This window comes from Methanofollis formosanus, from assembly GCF_019633745.1.
Taxonomy (GTDB): domain Archaea; phylum Halobacteriota; class Methanomicrobia; order Methanomicrobiales; family Methanofollaceae; genus Methanofollis; species Methanofollis formosanus.
In genome coordinates this window covers 1,905,571-1,924,409 of the sequence record NZ_CP037968.1, presented here as the reverse complement: position 1 = coordinate 1,924,409, position 18,839 = coordinate 1,905,571, and the positions used below count along the sequence as shown (strand labels likewise).

The 18,839-nt window shown below is 60.7% G+C and carries 18 protein-coding genes; 11 read left to right on the top strand and 7 right to left on the bottom strand.

Annotated features, from left to right (window positions below):
- Position 1 precedes the first annotated feature (1 nt).
- Together E2N92_RS08810 and nuoE are read right to left on the bottom strand one after the other, a co-directional pair.
- Positions 2-1,876, bottom strand: coding sequence for an NADH-ubiquinone oxidoreductase-F iron-sulfur binding region domain-containing protein (locus E2N92_RS08810; protein ID WP_220680819.1), 1,875 nt, complete (start codon positions 1,874-1,876; stop codon positions 2-4).
- On the bottom strand, positions 1,866-2,321 hold the full coding sequence (gene nuoE, locus E2N92_RS08805; protein ID WP_281425806.1) for an NADH-quinone oxidoreductase subunit NuoE: 456 nt from the start codon (positions 2,319-2,321) through the stop codon (positions 1,866-1,868). The genes E2N92_RS08810 and nuoE overlap by 11 nt, the downstream gene beginning before the upstream one ends.
- Before the next feature lie 503 nt (positions 2,322-2,824).
- Here nuoE and npdG point away from each other — a divergent pair.
- The 4 genes from npdG to pyrF all read left to right on the top strand — a co-directional run bounded on the left by npdG (position 2,825) and on the right by pyrF (position 8,142).
- Positions 2,825-3,472, top strand: coding sequence for an NADPH-dependent F420 reductase (gene npdG / locus E2N92_RS08800; protein ID WP_220680817.1), 648 nt, complete (start codon positions 2,825-2,827; stop codon positions 3,470-3,472).
- Positions 3,473-3,934: 462 nt separating this feature from the next.
- The gene (locus E2N92_RS08795) at positions 3,935-5,083 is read left to right on the top strand and encodes an iron-containing alcohol dehydrogenase (protein WP_220680816.1); all 1,149 of its coding nucleotides are present in this window, start codon (positions 3,935-3,937) and stop codon (positions 5,081-5,083) included.
- A 1,409-nt stretch (positions 5,084-6,492) separates the two neighbouring features.
- Positions 6,493-7,440, top strand: a complete 948-nt coding sequence (locus E2N92_RS08790) for a deoxyhypusine synthase (RefSeq protein ID WP_220680815.1) — start codon at positions 6,493-6,495, stop codon at positions 7,438-7,440.
- Between the two features lie 66 nt (positions 7,441-7,506).
- Positions 7,507-8,142: an orotidine-5'-phosphate decarboxylase gene (gene pyrF, locus E2N92_RS08785; RefSeq protein ID WP_220680814.1), complete on the top strand. Its 636-nt coding sequence runs from the start codon at positions 7,507-7,509 to the stop codon at positions 8,140-8,142.
- A 248-nt stretch (positions 8,143-8,390) separates the two neighbouring features.
- Here the strand turns inward: pyrF and E2N92_RS08780 are convergent, their stop codons facing one another.
- Positions 8,391-9,878, bottom strand: a complete 1,488-nt coding sequence (locus tag E2N92_RS08780) for a hypothetical protein (RefSeq protein ID WP_220680813.1) — start codon at positions 9,876-9,878, stop codon at positions 8,391-8,393.
- A gap of 199 nt (positions 9,879-10,077) precedes the next feature.
- On the opposite strand from E2N92_RS08780, the gene nrdD reads away from it, so the two are divergent.
- Both nrdD and E2N92_RS08770 read left to right on the top strand, forming a co-directional pair.
- Entirely contained in the window at positions 10,078-10,440 is a 363-nt protein-coding gene (gene nrdD, locus E2N92_RS08775) for an anaerobic ribonucleoside-triphosphate reductase (protein WP_220680812.1), read from the top strand.
- The gene (locus E2N92_RS08770; protein ID WP_220680811.1) at positions 10,437-11,342 is read left to right on the top strand and encodes an adenosylcobinamide amidohydrolase; all 906 of its coding nucleotides are present in this window, start codon (positions 10,437-10,439) and stop codon (positions 11,340-11,342) included. The genes nrdD and E2N92_RS08770 overlap by 4 nt, the downstream gene beginning before the upstream one ends.
- Positions 11,343-11,348: 6 nt before the next feature.
- Here the strand turns inward: E2N92_RS08770 and E2N92_RS08765 are convergent, their stop codons facing one another.
- Positions 11,349-11,540: a DUF1858 domain-containing protein gene (locus tag E2N92_RS08765; RefSeq protein WP_209631343.1), complete on the bottom strand. Its 192-nt coding sequence runs from the start codon at positions 11,538-11,540 to the stop codon at positions 11,349-11,351.
- Between the two features lie 106 nt (positions 11,541-11,646).
- Here E2N92_RS08765 and E2N92_RS08760 point away from each other — a divergent pair, with 106 nt between their 5' ends.
- Both E2N92_RS08760 and E2N92_RS08755 read left to right on the top strand, forming a co-directional pair.
- Positions 11,647-12,882, top strand: coding sequence for a nucleotide-binding protein (locus E2N92_RS08760; protein WP_220680810.1), 1,236 nt, complete (start codon positions 11,647-11,649; stop codon positions 12,880-12,882).
- Positions 12,872-13,456 (top strand): RPA family protein, encoded by a 585-nt coding sequence (locus E2N92_RS08755; protein WP_220680809.1) that lies wholly within the window; start codon positions 12,872-12,874, stop codon positions 13,454-13,456. Before E2N92_RS08760 ends, E2N92_RS08755 begins: the two co-directional genes overlap by 11 nt.
- Before the next feature lie 227 nt (positions 13,457-13,683).
- On the opposite strand, the gene E2N92_RS08750 is transcribed toward E2N92_RS08755, so the two are convergent.
- From E2N92_RS08750 to E2N92_RS08740, 3 genes are all read right to left on the bottom strand, one after another.
- Positions 13,684-14,331, bottom strand: a complete 648-nt coding sequence (locus tag E2N92_RS08750) for a recombinase family protein (RefSeq protein WP_220680808.1) — start codon at positions 14,329-14,331, stop codon at positions 13,684-13,686.
- Positions 14,332-14,457: 126 nt separating this feature from the next.
- Complete coding sequence (ribB, locus tag E2N92_RS08745) at positions 14,458-15,141, bottom strand: 3,4-dihydroxy-2-butanone-4-phosphate synthase (RefSeq protein WP_220680807.1); 684 nt, start codon at positions 15,139-15,141, stop codon at positions 14,458-14,460.
- Positions 15,134-15,799, bottom strand: a complete 666-nt coding sequence (locus E2N92_RS08740) for a DUF120 domain-containing protein (protein ID WP_343222833.1) — start codon at positions 15,797-15,799, stop codon at positions 15,134-15,136. The genes ribB and E2N92_RS08740 overlap by 8 nt, the downstream gene beginning before the upstream one ends.
- A gap of 113 nt (positions 15,800-15,912) precedes the next feature.
- On the opposite strand from E2N92_RS08740, the gene E2N92_RS08735 reads away from it, so the two are divergent.
- The 3 genes from E2N92_RS08735 to E2N92_RS08725 are packed head-to-tail and all read left to right on the top strand — an operon-like array spanning position 15,913 to position 18,838.
- Positions 15,913-16,626: a helix-turn-helix domain-containing protein gene (locus E2N92_RS08735; protein ID WP_220680805.1), complete on the top strand. Its 714-nt coding sequence runs from the start codon at positions 15,913-15,915 to the stop codon at positions 16,624-16,626.
- Positions 16,620-17,675: a hydroxymethylglutaryl-CoA synthase gene (locus E2N92_RS08730; RefSeq protein WP_220680804.1), complete on the top strand. Its 1,056-nt coding sequence runs from the start codon at positions 16,620-16,622 to the stop codon at positions 17,673-17,675. Before E2N92_RS08735 ends, E2N92_RS08730 begins: the two co-directional genes overlap by 7 nt.
- A complete protein-coding gene (locus E2N92_RS08725; RefSeq protein ID WP_220680803.1) occupies positions 17,672-18,838 on the top strand; it encodes an acetyl-CoA acetyltransferase in 1,167 nt (388 codons plus the stop codon). Before E2N92_RS08730 ends, E2N92_RS08725 begins: the two co-directional genes overlap by 4 nt.
- Position 18,839 lies beyond the last annotated feature (1 nt).

Here is an 18,839-nt window from a genome sequence, read left to right as displayed (position 1 = left end):
GTTACTCACTCCTCCTCACGACCTTGATCGCCTTGAACCGACAGACGTCGATACACGAGCCGCAGGTAGCACAGGCGTGCTTGTCGATGGTGTGCGTCATTTTCTTCTCGCCGGAGACCGCACCGGCCGGACAGACCCGCTCACAGAGCGTGCAGCCGGTACAGAGGTCTTCATCGATCTCGAGGTCATAGAGACCGCTGCAGACCCCGGCCCGACAGAAGCCTTCCTTCTCATGCTCCTCGTACTCTTCGGGGAACCAGTTCATCGTCGCGAGCACCGGGTTCGCGGCGGTCTTGCCCAGTCCGCAGAGCGCGGTGTCGCGCACATGCTCGGCGATCTCCTTGAGCAGGGCGCAGTCGCCGGGTTTGGCGGTGCCCGAGGTGAGGCCGTGGAGCAGCGTCTGCATGGCCTTGAGCCCTTCGCGGCAGGGGGTGCACTTGCCGCACGACTCCTCGACCAGGAAGTCGACGAAGTACTGGGCGACATTGACCATGCAGGTGTGGTCGTCCATGACGATCATCCCGCCTGAACCCATCATGGATCCGGCGGCCTTGAGCTGATCGAAGTCGACCGGCCGGTCGAGTTCGCTTGCCGGGAGACAACCGCCCGACGGCCCGCCGGTCTGGACGGCCTTGAACTCGCGGTCGTTGAGCACGCCGCCACCGATGTCGTAGATCATCTCGCGCAGGGTGACGCCCATCGGAACCTCGACGAGGCCGCTGTTCTTGACCTTGCCGACGAGCGAGAAGACCTTGGTCCCGCTGTTGTTCTCGGTGCCCATGCTCTTGAACCAGTCGGCACCATTGATCAGGATCTGCGGGATGTTCGCCCAGCTCTCGACGTTGTTGAGGACGGTCGGGCCTTCCCAGAGACCTTTCTCGGTCGAACGAATGTACTTGACCCGCGGGACACCGGCCCGGCCCTCGATGGATGTCATGAGGGAGGTCGATTCACCGCAGACGAATGCACCGCCACCCCGGACGATCTCGATCTCGAAGTCGAAACCGCTGCCCAGGATGTTCTTGCCCAGGAGGCCGTACTCGTGCGCCTGCTCGATGGCGATCCTGAGGTGCTCGACGGCGATCGGATACTCGTTCCTGACATAGATCAGGCCACGCGTCGCGCCGATGGCATACCCGCCGATGGCAAGCCCTTCAAGCATGGTGTGCGGGTCGCCTTCCATGACGGCCCGGTCCATGAACGCACCGGGGTCACCCTCGTCGCCGTTCACGACGACATATTTCTGCGGGGCGTCGACGACGGCGGCCGACTCCCACTTCACGCCGGTCGGGAAACCGCCACCGCCGCGGCCGCGAAGACCGGAGTCCTTGACGACCTTCACGACCTCTGCAGCCTCCATGGCGAGCGCCTTCGCAAGTCCGGCATAGGCGCCGGCGGCGATGGCCTCGTCGATGGAGAGCGGGTTGACGTGCCCGCAGTTCTTCAGGACGATCTTCTTCTGGTGTGCGTAGAACGGGATGGCCTTGGTCGAGGCGATCTTCGACTTGGTCGCCTGGTCGCGGTACAGGAGCCGGTCGACAATGCTGCCGCCGAGGACGGTCTTCTCCATGATCTCAGCGACGTCCTTGACCCGGACATGCTGGTAGAAGATCTCGTCGGCGTCCTTCGCGAGGTGGACGGTGACGAGGGGACCGCGCTCGCAGAGCCCCTGGCAACCGGTGGCTTCGGCCTTGAGGTCGATGTCGGCTTTCAGGTCGTGCTCGTCGGCATATGCCATGAAGGCCTCGTAGATCTCCATGCTGCCGTTGGCAAGACAGCCTGGCCCCGCACAGACCCAGATGCGGGGAACATCAGGCGCAGAGGTAAGAAGCCCTGCACGGTATTCTTCGAGGTCTTTTATCGTCTCAAGCCGCATCTTTCCTCTCCTCCTCAATAATTTCCGGAATCTGTGAGATGGTCACCTTTCCGTAGACCCGGTCATTGACCATGACCACCGGCGCCATCGCACAGGCTCCGACACAGTTCACCGTCTGGATCGTGAAGAGACCGTCTTCGGTCGTCTCGCCGTTCTTGATGCCAAGTTCCTGTTCCAGGGCCTCAACGAGCTTGGGCGCACCGCGGAGGTGACATGCCGTGCCGTTGCAGACCTTGATTACCTTCTTGCCCTGGGGGACAAGGCTGAGCGCTTTGTAAAAAGTAGCGACACTGAAGACCCGGCTCTCTGGAACGCCGAGATACTCGGCGACCAGCTTCATCGACTCGACAGACAGGTACGTTTGATTTTCCTGGATATCCTGTAACGCTGCGAGCAGATAGCGAGGCTCTTTGGGGTAGCCTTCGATGATCTGACGCACCGTCAGTATCTGTTCTTGTGTCTCTGTCGTTTCAAACCCTCCATGATATTGATATGATCTGGGTCTAATTAATGAAAAATCTTCAACTATTTACGTCTGTTGATATCCCTGCGTATTAGGGTGTTTTTCATGATTAAACAGGATAAATGCAGTATAACGTGATCATTATTTTTTTAAAAGATTAGAATTTATTTCTCCAGAGAGAGATGGAGCGGGCCAACGACAGCCAGAAACGAACCGACCCCAGCGGGGCGCGCAGCCGATCGGGGAGCATTTTGAGGAGATTTCCATCACCCGAGCCCGGGAGTGCAGGCCGGGAGGAGGGCCTCCCGCCCTTCGAGAGGCCAGGAATCAGGCGGAGGTCCGGGGCTTTAAATCCTTCTGATTGTTGATATATCCGCCGATCCGCCGCCCAATCAATTCTTCACGATTTTTAGCAAATATTTAGACATATTGGAAAGATTGCAAACCGAAAATAATAATTACCGCCGGAAAGCCACACATCGACCATGAAAGTAGGAATAATCGGTGGAACCGGTGGAATCGGACAGGGTATGGCACTGCGGCTCTCGCAGAACCACACCGTCTATATCGGATCGCGCAAAGAAGAGAAGGCCCAGGCCGCCTGCGAGATGTGCGGCTACGCTCTCAAGGTCCTCGGCCTCCCCTTCGACCTCAACCCGACGACCAACCAGGGCGTCGTGGACAACTCCGAGATCGTCGTCTTCTCGATCCCGGCCGAGAACCTGGAGAGGACCATCGACTCCCTCACCGGACTCGAGGGCAAGATCATCGTCAGCCTGATGAACCCGATGATCAGGACCGACTACTTCAAGTACAACCCGCCCGAGGAAGGCTCCGCGGCCATCCAACTCCAGAAGCTCCTGCCCGACTCGAAGATCGTCGCCGCCTTCAACAACATCCCGGCCGGCAAGTGGCAGAAGCTCTCCGAGCCCCTCGACTACTCGGTCTGTGTCTGCTCCGACCACGAGGATGCCAAGGAGAAGACCATGGAACTGGTCAACTCGATCTCCGAACTTGAAGCAGTGAACGCCGGGCCGCTGGCGGTCTCGCCGTACATCGAGGCCATCACGCCCCTTGTCATCAACATCGCTAGGTTCAGCAAGAAGCGGGACGTCGGGGTCTACTTCAAATAAAATACATCCCGACCAATTTTTTTCAAATTATCCTCCTTCACATATTGTTCACTTCCCTTTCTGAACCCGTCACCACCCGAGTACACGCCATCCCGGCGGGTGCGGCACCCCCCGCCACCCCCCCGGGGAGCGCGCAGATTTCGAAGTGGCCGCGCAGCAAAAATACCGGAATTCTCCCGCAAAAATCGCCATTTTTCATGATTTTTCATGGCATATCAGAGTTCTGGCCACAAATTACCATCATAGACCATTATAGTATAAATGGAGATCTCGAGAGGGTTGCACGGACATTCATGCCCGTTTTGCCAACCTTTTGATAATTAAAGGATTAATCATTATAAATAAATCATATAAAAGCACGTAGACCTGGAATGAAATCTCCACCCTTTATATCGCCCCATGTGGAGTCTTCGATCATAGGATGCTCGGAACAACAGAGCGTCCTCAAATGGAGTGGGAATAATGGTATACACATATCTGAACCCGGCAGTCGCCCTCATGGGCGCTGGTGCAGTGAAGGAGATCGGAACCTGGGCACAGATGCTCAACGCCAAGAAGGCCCTGATCGTTTCAGGCAAGGGTCGCCACGGCAAGGCACTCGCCGAAGATGTCGGTGCTCTCCTCAAGGAAGCCGGTGTCGACTTCCACGTCTTCGCAGGCGCCGAGCCCAACCCGACCGACCTTTCGGTCCACGAGGGTGCCGAGATCTACAAGAAGGAAGCCTGTGACATGATCGTCGCCGTCGGCGGCGGGTCTCCGATGGACTGCGCCAAGGGTGTCGGCATCGTCGCCACCAACGGTGGGGAGATCTACGACTATGAGGGTGTCGCCAAGGTCGCCGAAGCCCTGCCGCCCTTCATCACCGTCAACACCACCGCGGGTACCGCATCCGAGATGACCAACTTCGCCGTCATCACCGACACCCGCCGGCACGTCAAGATGGTCCTTGTCGACTGGAAGATGACCCCGAACGTGGCAATCAACGATCCCGAACTGATGGTCAGCATGCCGCCGGCACTCACCGCCGCCACCGGTATGGACGCCCTCACCCACGCCGTCGAGGCCTACGTCTCCACCATCGCCACGCCGACCACCGACGCCGCCGCGATCGGCGCGATCGAGCTCATCAGCAAGTGGCTCCGCCCGGCCGTCGCCAACGGCACCGACATCCAGGCCCGCGACATGATGGCCCACGCCGAGTACCTCGCCGGCATCGCCTTCAACAACGCCAGCCTCGGCTACGTCCACGCCATGGCCCACCAGCTCGGCGGGTTCTACAACCTCCCGCACGGTGTCTGCAACGCCATCCTCCTGCCGCACGTCGAGAAGTTCAACCTGCTCGCCGCACCCGAGCGCTTCGTCGACATCGCGAAGGCACTCGGCGAGAACGTCGAGGGGCTCTCCACCATGGAAGCCGCAGAGAAGGCCATCGCCGCCATCCAGAAGCTCTCTGCTGACGTCGGTATCCCGTCAGGCGTGGCGGAACTCGGTGCCAAGGAAGAGGACATCCCGACCCTGGCCGACAACGCCATGAAGGACGCCTGTTCCCTCACCAACCCGCGCATCGCGACGAAGGAAGAGGTCATGGCCATCTACAAGGCCGCCTTCTAAGACGACCGGTGAAGGTCTGCACATCTCCACCCTAACGTTCGTCCCTTGATGACACCAGCATGGAGAGAAGAAGGGGCCGCCGGAAACGGCGGCTCCTGAGATCACATACACGCAAAAGCCTCGGAAACTCGGAAGAAGTGGAGCAAAAATACAGGATACAATAGTAGGGGGTCAGGCACCTCCCCCAATATAAGGTACTACAATAATAGATCCATATCGCCGCCAATGAATGGATCATATACTGGGGAATTCGGATACAACGCCAATACAATATATATCACATATCTCTTTTTTCGGTTCGATTTTGTTGAATTTTCAGAGGGGTCATGCACCCTGCCGGCCCTATCCTCTCGCGAGACGGCAGAAAGATCGTGCGATGAAAGTGGCACGTTCTGATCAGTACGCTTTCCCGTCGGCATGACCCCCAAGATAGAACCGGGAAGGGAGAGAGTTGATCTATTCTCTGAGGGAACACGCGTGATGCCGTCCCCCGCCCTATCTTCTTGCGAGACAGCAGAAAAGACCTGGTGATAAGGGACGGCATATTCTGATCACCACATCTTCACACCCGGCATGACCCCCAAGATAGAACAGGGAAGGGAGAGAGTCGATCTATTCACAGAGGAATCACACGACCTGCCGTCCCCCGCCCTATCCTCTCGCGAGATGGCAGAACAGATCCGGTGATGAGGGGACGGCACATCCGATCATCACACCCGTCCTGTTATTATGGCCCCAAAGATAGAACCGAGACGGGAAGGCCCGATCATTATTCCGGGGATCACGCCACCCCATGCCGTCCCCCGTCCTATCTTTTCGCGAGACAGCAGAACAGGTTCGGTGATGGCGGGACGGCAATTCAGATCATGACGCCGTTCAATTTTCATGACCCCGAAGATAGAACCGAGACGGGAAGGGCCGATCATTATTCCGGGGATCACACCACCCCGCGCCGTCCCCCGCCCTATCTTCTCGCGAGACAGCAGAACAGACCTGGTGATAAGGGACGGCATATTCTGATCACCACATCTTCACCCCCGGTATGACCCCCAAGATAGAACCAGGAAGGGAGAGAGTTGATCTATTCTCGGAGAGAACACGCGTGATGCCGTCCCCCGGACCCCCACGACGAGGATAGGCGGGGCGGCGATTGAACGAGGTCTCCATCGAGTCTCCAGTCTTGAAAAAGAGCGATCAAGCGACGAAAAATTTTCATTCCATATGCTTGAGGCGCCCCCTCGCTTCATGCCCGATTCTATAAAATAAATGCGGCACATCCGATCATCACGTCTTCCCTCCCCCTCCGCACCCCTGAAGAAAAATCTCACACTGCCCTTTATTCCACCGGTTGTCCTGGTCAAAACTGTTAATGGATCACGGGACGAAGATCATAGACAATCTGGTGCTCTATGGAATCCAATACAGAAGAATGCGGAGACCCGGTCAGGCAGCTCAAACTCGTTCCCGGCATGACGGCCGACGCTCTTGTCCAGGCGATCAAAGGAGCGGGCGCATACAACGGCGGAGCGCTTGCCCAGGCGGTCGACATCTACGAAGCGATGCTCAGGGACGAGACGGCGACGAAGTTCTTCGGGCTTGCCGGGGCGATGGTCCCGGCCGGGATGGGCGGGGTCGTCAGCGACCTCATCGAGCGCGGTCACATCGACATCCTGGTCTCGACCGGCGCCAACCTCACCCACGACACCATCGAGGCGATCGGGTGCCACCACTACCACGGCACCTCGGTCTGCGACGACATCGAACTGCGCCACGAGGAGATCAACCGGATCTACGACATCTTCCTCCCTGACGAGGCCTTCATCCACCTCGAGGAGTTCATGCAGGAGTGTCTCTCCGAGATCCCCGACAAAACGACGGTCACGATCTCGGGACTTCTCCGGCACATCGGCGAGCACCTGGACCACGGGATCCTGGCGACCGCGGCGAAGTGCGACATTCCCGTCTTCTGCCCGGCGATCCAGGACTCGATGCTCGGGTTGCAGTTCTGGTTCTACAACCAGATGCACCATATCACCGTCGACGCCTTCGGCGACATGAAAGATATCATCGACCGCTGCTACGCGGCCGAGCATGCCGGCGCCTTCCTGGTGGGCGGCGGGGTGCCGAAGAACTTCATCTTCCAGAACAAACTCATCACCCCCTCGGGCTTCGATTACGCCGTGCAGCTCACCGGCGACCGTCCCGACCTCGGCGGGCTCTCGGGCGCGACCCTCACCGAGGCACAGTCCTGGGGCAAGATCAACGAGGACGCCGCGGCGATCACGGTGTACGGCGACGCGACCATCAACCTGCCCCTCATCACCGCCGCGGTCCTGGAGAGGCTGGAGCATGACTGAACTCGTCCGCTCCCCGGACGTCACATTTCAGCAACCTTAAATACCATCTCAAAGGAGCATAGGAGCATGACTGACCTCGTCCTCTCTCTGGACGTCACTGAACGGGCATCCGCCCTCAGAATCGCCCGCGCCTGCGCAGAAGACGTCGACGCGATCAAGGTGGGCTACCCCCTGGTGCTCGGCGCCGGGCTCGGGATCGCCCGCGACCTCGCGGACCTCGGAATCCCGCTCATCGCCGACTTCAAGGTCGCCGACATCCCCAACACCAACACCCTCATCTGCGACCAGGTCTTCGCGGCCGGGTTCTCGGCGGTCATCGCCCAGGCCTTCCCCGGCCCCGACTCCGTCGTCGCATGCGTGGAGAGCGCCCATACCCATGGCGGCGAGTGCTATGTCGTCGCAGAGATGAGCCACCCGGGCGCCCTTACCTTCTTCTCAGAAGGGGTGCCCGAGGCGATCTGCCGTCTCGTGGTGGAGACCGGCGCGGACGGGATCATCGCTCCGGCGACGCGGCCCGCCAGGATCAGAGCGTTAAGGGATCTGATCGGCGAGAGAAAGATCCTCTCCCCGGGCGTCGGGGCACAGGGCGGCGACCCGGCCGAGGTCGCACCCCTCGTCGACGGCATGATCGTCGGCCGCGCTATCTACGGTGCGGCGGACCCGGCCGCGGCGGCAAGGGTCTACGCCCCCTATCGCCGATGATGAGATTGACCGTTCCGAGCCGGTGCGTCCGGCGCTGACGAACCCTATGAGTCCTCTGAGGCGACGGGTCGGGGCCTGCCCCGGCCTGCTCGTTCTTTTCTAACCGCTCTTTCCAGCAGAGGTCTAGCCCTCCACCACCTTCCCCTCCGTGAGCACCCCGACCCGGTCGGCCATGAACCCGACGACCCTGAAACTTCTAACCGACCAACCAGAAGATTTTGTGAGAGCATAAAAATAGAGAATAGTTTTTAGCTGATCTCCCAGACCGGCGACCCTGCCGCCCCGAAGTTCGCCTTGAGATGGGCGTTCGCGGGGTCGAAGGACTCGGGCACCTCGAAGATCAGGTACCCGACCGCCCGGCGGTCGTCCCGGTCGAGGTTGACGCTCTGGTAGACTGTCCCGATGTTCCTGAGATAGGAGGCCGAGACCTTCGCCGGCGTATAGGTCTCGCCGTCGGCGAGCAGGCTGAAGGCCTGGGGTGCCGGCGTCTTGACCTTCGAACTCCCGCCGCCGTAATAGGCGACATAGTTGACCTCTGTCAGGAGCATAAAGAACGTCTTCCCGTACGGTGCCGTTACCTCCTCTCCGTTCACGGAATACGACTTCCAGTACTTGTACGACTCCGGCTTCACCGAGAGTTTATGCACCTTGCCGGCATCGGCATAGACATACGCCTTCCCGAGCGGGAGGGCATCGGGGTAGAGTTCGGTCGACCCGAGTTCAAGGGTCGGATCGTCGAGGGTCTGGAGGTTGAGGGCTCCGAGGACTCCGTTCAGGGTGTCCCGCGCCTCGGCGAGGGCGGTTGCCCCCTCGTCATACACCGTCGAGTTCTCGAACTTGGCCCCATACCAGAGCGCCGAACCCGCCTCCACATAGGCATCCAGCCCCCTGACAAAATCAGTCCTCGCTCCCTCCGAACTCTCCGGGACCTCCAGGCCTTTGAAGTCGGTGGCGTACGACCGGGCCGAGCAGGTCAGGCCCATCGCGAGGGTGGCCGCTTTCGCGTGGTCCCCGCGACCGGCCGTGAGGGAGAGGTCGCTCACCGTAGCCGCCAGGTCGTCGGCGGTCTCGGACATCCGCTGCCGCAACGCTCCGTCGTCGCAGGACTCCGGAAACTGAATCTTCGCCTGGGCCTGAGCAGGACCGGTTGGTTTCAGTGCTAATCCGGGTTTCTCGTAGCCGAGAAGTGCCTTCTCCGCAGGGACCGAAGCCTCCGACCAGTCCCTGAGCCTGATGTACGATCCGTTCTCCCACTGGTCGCCAAACCTGGCGGCATCCGCAGCGTTGAGAATGAACCTCGCGGTATATTTCCCGGGGGTCCCGTCCCTGAAGAAAACAGCGACGAAGGCGGTCCTCGTCCCGAGGTCGCCGTTGAAGAGTGTCCCGGCAATCGCGGTCGCGTCGGCCTCATACCCGCCAAGCGATCCCTGAAAGGTCTCGAGGTCGCCCGCAGGGAAGACGTCGACCTTCACCCCGTGGGCGCGTCCCAGGTGGACCGGATCGGCCAGGTCAGGGTCGACGATCACCGGATAGGCGGTGACCTTAACCGTCTTCGCCGAGGCAGCCGGGCCCGTACATCCGGCACATGCCCCGAAGACCAGGTATTCAGCGGTGGCCGAGTAGTCCTCCGCGCCGGGAGGGACATACAGCACTTCATCTTCAGAAAGGGTATCGAAGGCGGCGAGACTCTGGTTTACCATCGGCAGGTCCGGCACGAGGGTACCGTTCCCTGCCATACATGGTACTCCAAGACCTATCATCAACAAAAACGTCAGAAGAAAGAGACGTTCCGTAGGGTACAGCATCAGTGATCCATAGGCCAATGGGGATGATATACCTTGGGTTTCCTCTCAGACCGGCCCACCCGTCCCCCGATGAGACATCCCTTTTGGTCGGGTCCGAATCTCTATATAATTTCAACTGGAAGGATAATGCATGCAGTGGAGCGACGAGCACCTGGCGCTGGCGAAGAAATACCGAAAACTGACGGATATCCCGGTTGAAGAGCGGCGGTACAAGTGCCACACCTGTAACCATGTCGTCGAGAGCACCCCCTGTCCGGTCTGCGGCGAGACCGAACTCGAGATCATGTGCCCCCTCGACCACACCCACTGTTCCCACGAGATCGTCTCGGGCATCGACTACTGCCCCCTCTGCGGCGCCGCCGTCTGCCCGGAGTGCGGGTCGCACGACGTCACCCAGATCAGCCGGGTCACCGGTTACCTCCAGGACGTCTCCGGGTGGAACGCCGGAAAACAGCAGGAACTTAAGGACAGGGTACGGTACACTGTCGCATGAAGTATTACTACACTCCTGACACGCTCTTTGTCAGGGGGGACTTCAGAGCGGCGAGTACCGGGATCGCCGGCGGGGTCGGGAGGGTCACGACCATCTTCAACCATACGGTCACGACCGACTTCGACCATACCGACCCGGCAAAGTATCTCTGGGAGCTCGCCGCCTCCAGGGGGTACGGCCCGGACTATTTCGGGCTGCTCACCGCGGTCTCGATGCGCCATCTCTGTGTCCTGCAATATGACTTCATCACCGTCTTCGTGACCGCCGGGGTCACCAACCCGAACCCAGACCCCGATCCTGCCCGGCCCCATACCATCAACATCATCGTCACCTCCAGGGAAGGACTCGGCGACGGGGCGCTCCTCGAGACGATCATCACCGCCACCGAGGCGAAGGCGATGGCCCTGCGCGAGGCCGGAAGGTCCTTCACCGGGACGACGACCGACGCCGTGGTCGTGGCCTCCGAGGGGGAGGTCGACCACGTCTATGCCGGCACCTTCACCGAGGTCGGGCGCCGGGTGTACGCCGCGGTGCTCCACGGGGTGCGCGAGGCCCTCGACCGGCAGGAAGGCCGGGTCGTCAGAGAACGTCCCACCTATTTCATCTTCAGCCGGTACGGCGGCGACCACTGGGTGGAGTGGCAGCCCGAAGGGTGTCCGTATTATCCCTGCCATTTCGAGGGGCAGGTCTGTGATTTCTGTTACTGTCCTTTCTACCCGTGCCGCGACGAGTCGCTCGGCGACTGGGTCGAGAGTTCAAGCGGCGGCCAGATCTGGAGCTGCAGCCGGTGCACCCTCCTCCACGAACCCGAGGTCGCGGCCTACTTCAAGCGCAATCCTGAGGCGAACCTCAAAGAACTCAAAAAATATCGGGCGTCCCTTGAGGAGAACCCGAAAAAATAGATTATTTTACTCCTCAATGCCCAGCGCGGCAACGAGTTCTTCGAGCGGAATGCCGTGCGCAGCCGCGGCCTGGCGGATGCTCTCGCCCCTGCCGATGGCACAGCCAAGGCAGCCCATGCCAAAGCGCATCAGGACATCTGCAGATTCCGGCTTCTCCTGGAGCAGTTCCAGGATCGTACTGTCAGCGGTGATCGCCATATCCAGAATTTGAACTCAGGAGTACTTAAACACGGCGGCGGATCACTTTCACACCCCACCCGATCAGCTTTATACCCATGACGCCGATGCTCCTGTGGAGATGTATATGGACCTATCCGAAGCATCAGAAAGAATCTCCCAGAAGTTCAAATCGCAGTCTGTCGAGGTCGATGCGGCCGCCATTGAGAAGAAACTCCGGATTCTTGTAGAGCAGTTCGGGGTCAACCTCGCGGAGGCCGAGAAGACGGTGATCGAGAACATCGCAAAGGAGCACGGCCTGGAGAGCATTCCCCGTCAGAACGCCGAACAGCGCGAGATCGGGTCGCTCCTCCCCGGCGAGTGGGCGACGATCGAGGCGAAAGTCGTCGGGCTCTCAAAACCCTTCTCACCCACCATCAGCCAGACCGGGATCCTCGCTGACGCCACCGGGGCGATCCAGTTCACGGCCTGGGCGCGGGCAAACGCTCCTCTCCTCCAGGAGGGACAGTCCTACCGGATCGAGTCCGCGGTCGTGGATGATTACCGGGGCGTGCCGAAGCTGAACTTCCACGCCGGGACGACGATCACCCTGCTTGACGAGAACGTAGCGGCCATCCCGCAGATGACCAGGGTCGCCGACCTGCGGCCGGGGGTCGCCAGCATGCGGGTGAAGATGGTCCAGGAGTGGGAGGCCCGTCACGACCGGATCTTCCAGACCGGACTGGTCGGCGACGAGTCGGGGACGATCAAGTTCACCATCTGGAAGGACGACGACGCCACCGCCCTCGAGACGGGCACGGTGTACAATATCTTTTACGCCGCGGTCAGCGAATTCCAGGGCCGTCTCAGCATCACCCTCAACGAGGCCAAGTGTTTCCCCGATGAAGAGGGGGAGATCGAGGTCGGCACCGGCGGCGCGACCTACCAGGGCGCGATCATCACCATCGGGCCGGGCTCGGGCGTGATCAAGCGCTGTCCGGTGGAGGGATGCAACCGCGTTCTCTCACGGATGAACTACTGTCCGGTGCACGAGATGCAGAGCGGCTTCAGGTACGACCTGCGGATCAAGGGCGTCCTCGACGACGGGGAGAAGGCGCACAACATCCTGATGCAGCGCGAGGTTGTCGAGGCGGCGACCGGGCTTACGCTTGAGGAAGCGGTCGAAACGGTCGAGAGCAGCCCGATGGGCCTGGACGACGTCTTATACCGCCTCAAGGATACGATGATGGGACGATATTTCACCTGCACCGGCAACGATCTCGGCGAAACGGTCCTGATCAAGGGGTGTGCGCCGGTCACCTTCGATCCCGATCGACATGCCGAACTGCTCAACCGCCTGGGAGGTGAGGCAGATGCCGAGTGAGGGACGGTTCAACCAGCAACGGTACGAGCGCGAACCGGCCCGCCGGGTCTTTGCGTCGGAACTGCGCGAGGCCACCTACCACTTCAAGGACGGCGAGGACGAGAAGAGCCCAGCCTACGTGCTCCTGCCCACCGGCGAGCGGTGCAACCGGGTCTTTATCATCGGGTCGATGACCCAGAAGGAGAAGCGCGGCGACCAGAACATCTTCTACAATATCCGCGTCGCCGACCCGAGCGGGATCTTCTTCGTCACCGCCTCCTCCTTCCAGCAGGAGGCGATGCAGCAGGTCTCCAGGATCGAGCCGCCGGCATTCGTGGCGATCGTGGGCAAACCCAACGTCTACGAGGCACCGGACGGCAGGAAGTTCGTCTCGGTGCGGGCCGAGTCGGTGACGGTCGTCGACAAGGAGATGCGGGACTGCTGGGTTCTGGACGCCGCCGAAAGCACGCTGAACCGGATCGAGAACTTCGACCAGAGCAAGGACGCCGCGCTCACGCGGGAACAGTATCCCGGCGTGGACCTGGGGGTCTACCGGAGGATGGCCTTTGAGGCTCTCCGGCAGATCCAGCTCTGAACTTTTTTTTTTGGAACGGTTTGATCCCGGCCTTCTTGAGGTGACACCCTCGATCCCGCGCCGGGAAGGGATCGAAGCAGGACGACCACGTCGAAGATCGTGATAAGCAGAAGAGATCCGGAAGAGTATGATGCCGTCCCTGATCCTATCAGTTGTGTGTGGTCCGGGGGTCTCTCCCCGCGCCATCCCCACTCCCGAGCAGGAGTATTTCCCGGCCCGAAAAAAGATTATTCGCTCTTTGCCTCGGAGGACGACTGCGCCCCTTTCCACTCGCCCTTCAACTCGGGATAGTCGGCAAGGATCTTGGAGACCGTGCTCCTGCTCACATTGAACATCCGGCAGATCTGGGAGATGCTGATCCCCGAACGCCTGACCGTGATCAGGGCCTCGATCTGCCCGTCGTTCAGGGCCCGCGGGCGGCCGATGCTGCCCTTCGGCTGGGAGGCGGGGCGTACATGGTTCGACACGTTCTTGCGGGCGAACTCGCGGTAGGTGTTCATGTAGGCAAGGAAGTTCTTGAAGTCCCCCACCCGCGCTGCCGGGTCGTCGACATTCGCAATAAAATCGTCTTCGGCGAAGTATGGAACGATTTCTTCGCTGAGGAGGAGTTTCAGTTCTTCGAGACCGTTGTCGAGATTTCGGGAGAGCGACGAGAGATTTAAAAACAGGACATATTTGATCCCGTGTTTCTGACAATACGCAAGCATTTCACCATAACCCTCCCGTTTTCTGGGTGGCATACTGTTCACCCGATGGTCGGTGAAGACCCTATTGATGCTAAACTTATATTTGCAAAATTCTTCGACAATTGCCCGATGATGCTCCATATCGCCCCTTTTCCGGGTAGAAAGGTAGGCCACGGCATCTTTCTTCATAAAAAATATTAAAATTCAGGACCATTTATCTGTTGCGATCCTCGACAACTGCTATAAAAAAAACACCATAAAGAAAAATAATAAAAAAATCGGGAAATACCGATTCAAAGAAATAAATGAAGAAATTCAAGCATTTCTGGCAGCGTTCATTTCTTCCCAGTGCTCAAGCACCTCTTTCCCCTCGATGAAGACGAGGCCGTGCTCCTCCGCATAGGCCATGGCGTCCTCTTTCGTGAGGGCGAGTCCGGTCTCGTCGTCGAGCATCTCGCAGACCACGACCGCCGGCGTCAACCCGGCCTGTTCGGCAAGGGCGATCGAGAGTTCGGTCTGCCCGCGGCGGACATCGAGGAGGCCCTCGGCCGCCCTGAGGATCGCCACATGGCCGGGCGTCCTGAACTCTGCGGCAAAGTTCTGGCCGCCGCCGTTGAGCGATATCTTCACCTGATCGGCGATGGCGTTGATGGTCGTCGCCCGGTCGCGGTCAGGGATCCCGGTATAGGTGCTCCGGTGGTTCACCCAGATCGAAAAGGACGAGTGGTTTTTCCGGTCGTACGGGATGTCGCCGAGGTGTTCGACCGCCCCGAAGCCCTGCATCAGGTCGGAGGCAAAGGGAAGACCGAGCCGCTTTGCCGCCTCGGGGTGGACCGCGGTGCAGATGAGGCCGCCGCCGTCGCGGCGCATCGTCAACACGTCTTTCGGCGTGACGGCGTCGGCCCTGATGATCAGGTCGGTCTCGCGCTCGCGGTCGTCGAAGTCGTAGAGCAGAACAATCTTGCCCTCTCTGAGGGCGGAACACGCGTCTTCAATCATGGGTTACCTCCACACTAACAATATCGTTGTCATGCAGACCAAAGGTCTCGCGCAGCGGTGCCGGCGAGATGATCTCGATGATCTCTTCAGGATAATGACTCCGTCCGGGCTCGATGATCGCGGCCGGGCACTCGCCGATCCGGCACGGCAGGCATCGTGCGCTCCCGAACGACCGGCCGTCGGCCTCGAAACCCTCGATCCCGATCCAGACCAGGGCCTCGAGACGGCGCTTCATCCGGACACTCTCCGGGTCGAGGCGCACATTGAGCGTGCCCGGATAGGCGTTGAACCCGAGTTTTTCGATGAATTGGTCCCGGTACTGGGGATGGTCGATGTAGTAGCGTCCCTCGCCGAGGCCGCTGATCACCGCCCCTTTCAGGACATAGTACCCGCCTTCCGGCGAGAAGATCCGCGAGTACGCCGAGTACTCGCGCCTGAGTTCTTCCTCTCCGGCAGGGGCGACGGCCACGTACTGCCCGTCGGTCCTGACCGTGCGCGTGATCAACCCGGCCGCTTCGAGAGCCTTGAGGCGGCGGGAGGCCGTCTGAGGGCTGATGTTCAGGGCATTGGCCAGAGACTGCGAAGACATCCAGGCAGAACTCCGCAGACCGCCCATGAGCGCAACGACCTTCAGGCACTGGAGATCTCCTGCATCCATCATGTATTTCAAAATTGAGATGCATCCTATTTATGGGTTTGTCCCGATCACTTCGTAGATTGTCGATGGCCGATTCGTTAATTATTTAATCTGCCTGGTAAACATCTATCCTCATGAACTCCGAACTGCGTAAGCAGCTTGCCGAGAAGATGGCGGGTGAGATTACGCTCTCGGACTCACCGGGAAAAGCCCTGAAAAAATGGCGCATGAGCTTCGGCATTCCCCAGGGAGTGCTCTCCGAGCGGCTCGGCGTCTCTCCCTCGGTCATCTCCGACTACGAGGGAGGCAGGCGCAAAAGTCCCGGGACCGCCGTGGTCGGCAAGATCGTCGACACCATCCTCTCCATCGACGAGGAGAACGGCGGAAAATACATCCAGCGATTCTCCAGGATCCTCTACAACGCCTTTGACGACGACGACGTCATCTACGACATCCACGACTACGCATCCTCAGTCCCGCTGACCGAGTTTGCGGAGGCCGTGGAGGCGCGAAGACTGTGCGGATCAGAAGACCTCTCGATCTTCGGGTACACCGTGGTCAACAGCCTCAACGCGATCATGCAACTCTCCTCCAACGAGTTCAACCGCATCTACGGCTGGAGCACCGAACGTGCGCTCATCTTCACCAATGTCTCGACCGGGAAGTCCCCGCTGGTGGCGATCAGAGTGACCCCCTTCAAACCGCGGTGCATCTTCCTGCAAGGACTCGAAGTCGAGCAGGTCCACCCTCTGGTCCCGAAACTGGCGGAACGGGACCGTATCACCGTTCTCTGTACATCGATGGACGTCGAAGAAATCGTGAGCACATTGAGGGAAAAAGAATGGTAGGCATCATCAGTTATGGGGCATACATCCCCAGGTTCAGGATCAAGGTCGAGGAGATCGCCCGGGTCTGGGGGGACAACCCCAAGGACATCTCCGGCGGTCTCGGCGTTCAGGAGAAGTCGGTCCCCGACCTCGACGAAGACACCGCAACCATCGCCGTCGAGGCGACCAGAAACGCACTCCTCAGAAGAGACGTCGACCGTGACGGCATCGGCGCAATCTATGTCGGTTCCGAGTCCCACCCGTACGCCGTCAAACCGACGGCGGCGACCGTCGGCGCGGCCATCGGGGCGACCCCGGTGATGACCGCGGCCGACTACGAGTTTGCATGCAAGGCCGGCACCGCCGCCGTTCAGACCTGCATGGGTCTGGTCGGGAGCGAGATGGTGACATACGGCATCGCCGTCGGCGCCGACGTCGCCCAGGGCGCGCCCGGCGACGCCCTCGAGTACACCGCCGCGGCCGGCGGGTGCGCGATGGTCATCGGCTCGAAAGATCCGATCGCCGAGATCAACCACACCTGCTCCTTCACCACCGACACCCCGGACTTCTGGCGCCGGGAAGGGCAGGCGTACCCCCGCCACGGCGGACGGTTCACCGGCGACCCCGGCTACTTCAAGCACGTCCAGGGCGCGGCCAGGATGATGCTCGAACAGATGGGGACCTCGCCCTCCGACTACGACTACGCCGTCTTCCACCAGCCGAACGCGAAGTTCCCCTCCCGCGTCGCCGGCATGCTCGGGTTCACGAAAGAGCAGATCAAACCCGGCCTCGTCGTGCCGCGCCTTGGCAACACCTACTCGGGCGCCTCGATGGTCGGGCTTGCGGCGACCCTCGACGTCGCCGAACCGGGCGACCGGATCTTCGTCACCTCCTTCGGCTCGGGTGCGGGCAGCGACGCCTTCGACATCACGGTCACCGACCTGATCGCGGACACCACCGTCTTCGACCGGGCGGCGGCGCCGTCGGTGGAAGACCTCCTCGCCAACCCGATCTATCTCGACTATGCACAGTATGCCAAGCACAAGGGTAAGATCATGGTGCAAAAATGAGAGACGTAGCAGTAATCGGGATCGGCTGCACCAAATTCGGCGAATGGTGGGACCGTTCCTTCAGGAACCTCTTTGTTGAGGCAGGCGTCAGCGCCATCGAGGACGCCAACCTCGCGGGCGAACAGATCGACGCGATGTACGTCGGCAACATGAGCGCCGGCCGGTTTATCGAGCAGGAACACATCGGCGCGCTCATCGCCGACTACGCCGGGCTCGCCTCCGAACACATCCCCGCGACCCGTGTCGAGGCGGCCTGCGCCTCGGGCGGCCTTGCCTTCCGCGAGGCGGTCATCTCGGTCGCCTCCGGAATGTCCGACATCGTCGTCGCCGCCGGGGTCGAGAAGATGACCGACGTCGACACCAGTCTCTCCACCGACGCCCTGGCCGGGGCGGCGGACCGCGAGTGGGAGAGCTTTGCCGGGGCGACCTTCCCCGGTCTGTATGCGATGATCGCCAACGACTATATCCACCGGTACGGGTTGACCAGAGAGCAGCTCGCCCAGGTGGCGGTGAAGAACCACTACAACGGCGCACGCAACCCCATCGCACAGTTCCAGAAGGAGATCTCCCTGGGCACGGTGACCAACTCGACGATGGTCGCCGACCCGCTGCGGCTCTTCGACTGTTCGCCGATCACCGACGGGGCGGCGGCCGTGGTCGTCGCACCGCTGGAGATGGCGAAGAAGTTCACCGACACCCCGATCAAGGTGCTCGCAACCGCCCAGGCCAGCGACACCATCGCGCTCCATGACCGCCGGGACATCTCGACCCTGGACGCGAGCGTGGCCGCGGGCAACCGGGCCTTCAAGATGGCCGGGCTTGAGCGAAAAGAGATCGACTTCGTCGAGGTCCACGACTGTTTCACCATCGCAGAGATCTGCGCCATCGAAGACCTCGGCTTCTGCAAGAAGGGCGAGGCCGGGAAGTTCACCGAAGAAGGCGCCACCGCCCTGGGCGGCCAGATCCCGGTGAACACCAGCGGCGGGCTGAAGGCCTGCGGTCACCCGGTCGGTGCGACCGGTATCAAGCAGGTCTGCGAGGCCGTGCTCCAGCTCCGCGGCGAGGCCGGGAAGCGGCAGGTCGACGGGGCCGAGATCGGCATGACGCACAATGTCGGCGGGACCGGTGCGACGGTCGCCGCGCATATCTTCGGGAGGGCCTGAG

Excerpts from the sequence above, each read along its gene's own strand:
- npdG (WP_220680817.1), top strand. The coding sequence starts at position 2,825 with ATGAAAGTAGGAATAATCGGTGGAACCGGTGGAATCGGACAGGGTATG.
- E2N92_RS08765 (WP_209631343.1), bottom strand. The coding sequence starts at position 11,540 with ATGGCGATCACCGCTGACAGTACGATCCTGGAACTGCTCCAGGAGAAG.
- E2N92_RS08790 (WP_220680815.1), top strand. The coding sequence starts at position 6,493 with ATGGAATCCAATACAGAAGAATGCGGAGACCCGGTCAGGCAGCTCAAA.
- E2N92_RS08740 (WP_343222833.1), bottom strand. The coding sequence starts at position 15,799 with ATGGATGCAGGAGATCTCCAGTGCCTGAAGGTCGTTGCGCTCATGGGC.
- nrdD (WP_220680812.1), top strand. The coding sequence starts at position 10,078 with ATGCAGTGGAGCGACGAGCACCTGGCGCTGGCGAAGAAATACCGAAAA.
- E2N92_RS08760 (WP_220680810.1), top strand. The coding sequence starts at position 11,647 with ATGGACCTATCCGAAGCATCAGAAAGAATCTCCCAGAAGTTCAAATCG.
- E2N92_RS08770 (WP_220680811.1), top strand. The coding sequence starts at position 10,437 with ATGAAGTATTACTACACTCCTGACACGCTCTTTGTCAGGGGGGACTTC.
- ribB (WP_220680807.1), bottom strand. The coding sequence starts at position 15,141 with ATGATTGAAGACGCGTGTTCCGCCCTCAGAGAGGGCAAGATTGTTCTG.
- E2N92_RS08780 (WP_220680813.1), bottom strand. The coding sequence starts at position 9,878 with ATGGCAGGGAACGGTACCCTCGTGCCGGACCTGCCGATGGTAAACCAG.
- pyrF (WP_220680814.1), top strand. The coding sequence starts at position 7,507 with ATGACTGACCTCGTCCTCTCTCTGGACGTCACTGAACGGGCATCCGCC.
- E2N92_RS08755 (WP_220680809.1), top strand. The coding sequence starts at position 12,872 with ATGCCGAGTGAGGGACGGTTCAACCAGCAACGGTACGAGCGCGAACCG.
- E2N92_RS08750 (WP_220680808.1), bottom strand. The coding sequence starts at position 14,331 with ATGAAGAAAGATGCCGTGGCCTACCTTTCTACCCGGAAAAGGGGCGAT.
- E2N92_RS08725 (WP_220680803.1), top strand. The coding sequence starts at position 17,672 with ATGAGAGACGTAGCAGTAATCGGGATCGGCTGCACCAAATTCGGCGAA.
- E2N92_RS08795 (WP_220680816.1), top strand. The coding sequence starts at position 3,935 with ATGGTATACACATATCTGAACCCGGCAGTCGCCCTCATGGGCGCTGGT.
- E2N92_RS08735 (WP_220680805.1), top strand. The coding sequence starts at position 15,913 with ATGAACTCCGAACTGCGTAAGCAGCTTGCCGAGAAGATGGCGGGTGAG.
- E2N92_RS08730 (WP_220680804.1), top strand. The coding sequence starts at position 16,620 with ATGGTAGGCATCATCAGTTATGGGGCATACATCCCCAGGTTCAGGATC.
- E2N92_RS08810 (WP_220680819.1), bottom strand. The coding sequence starts at position 1,876 with ATGCGGCTTGAGACGATAAAAGACCTCGAAGAATACCGTGCAGGGCTT.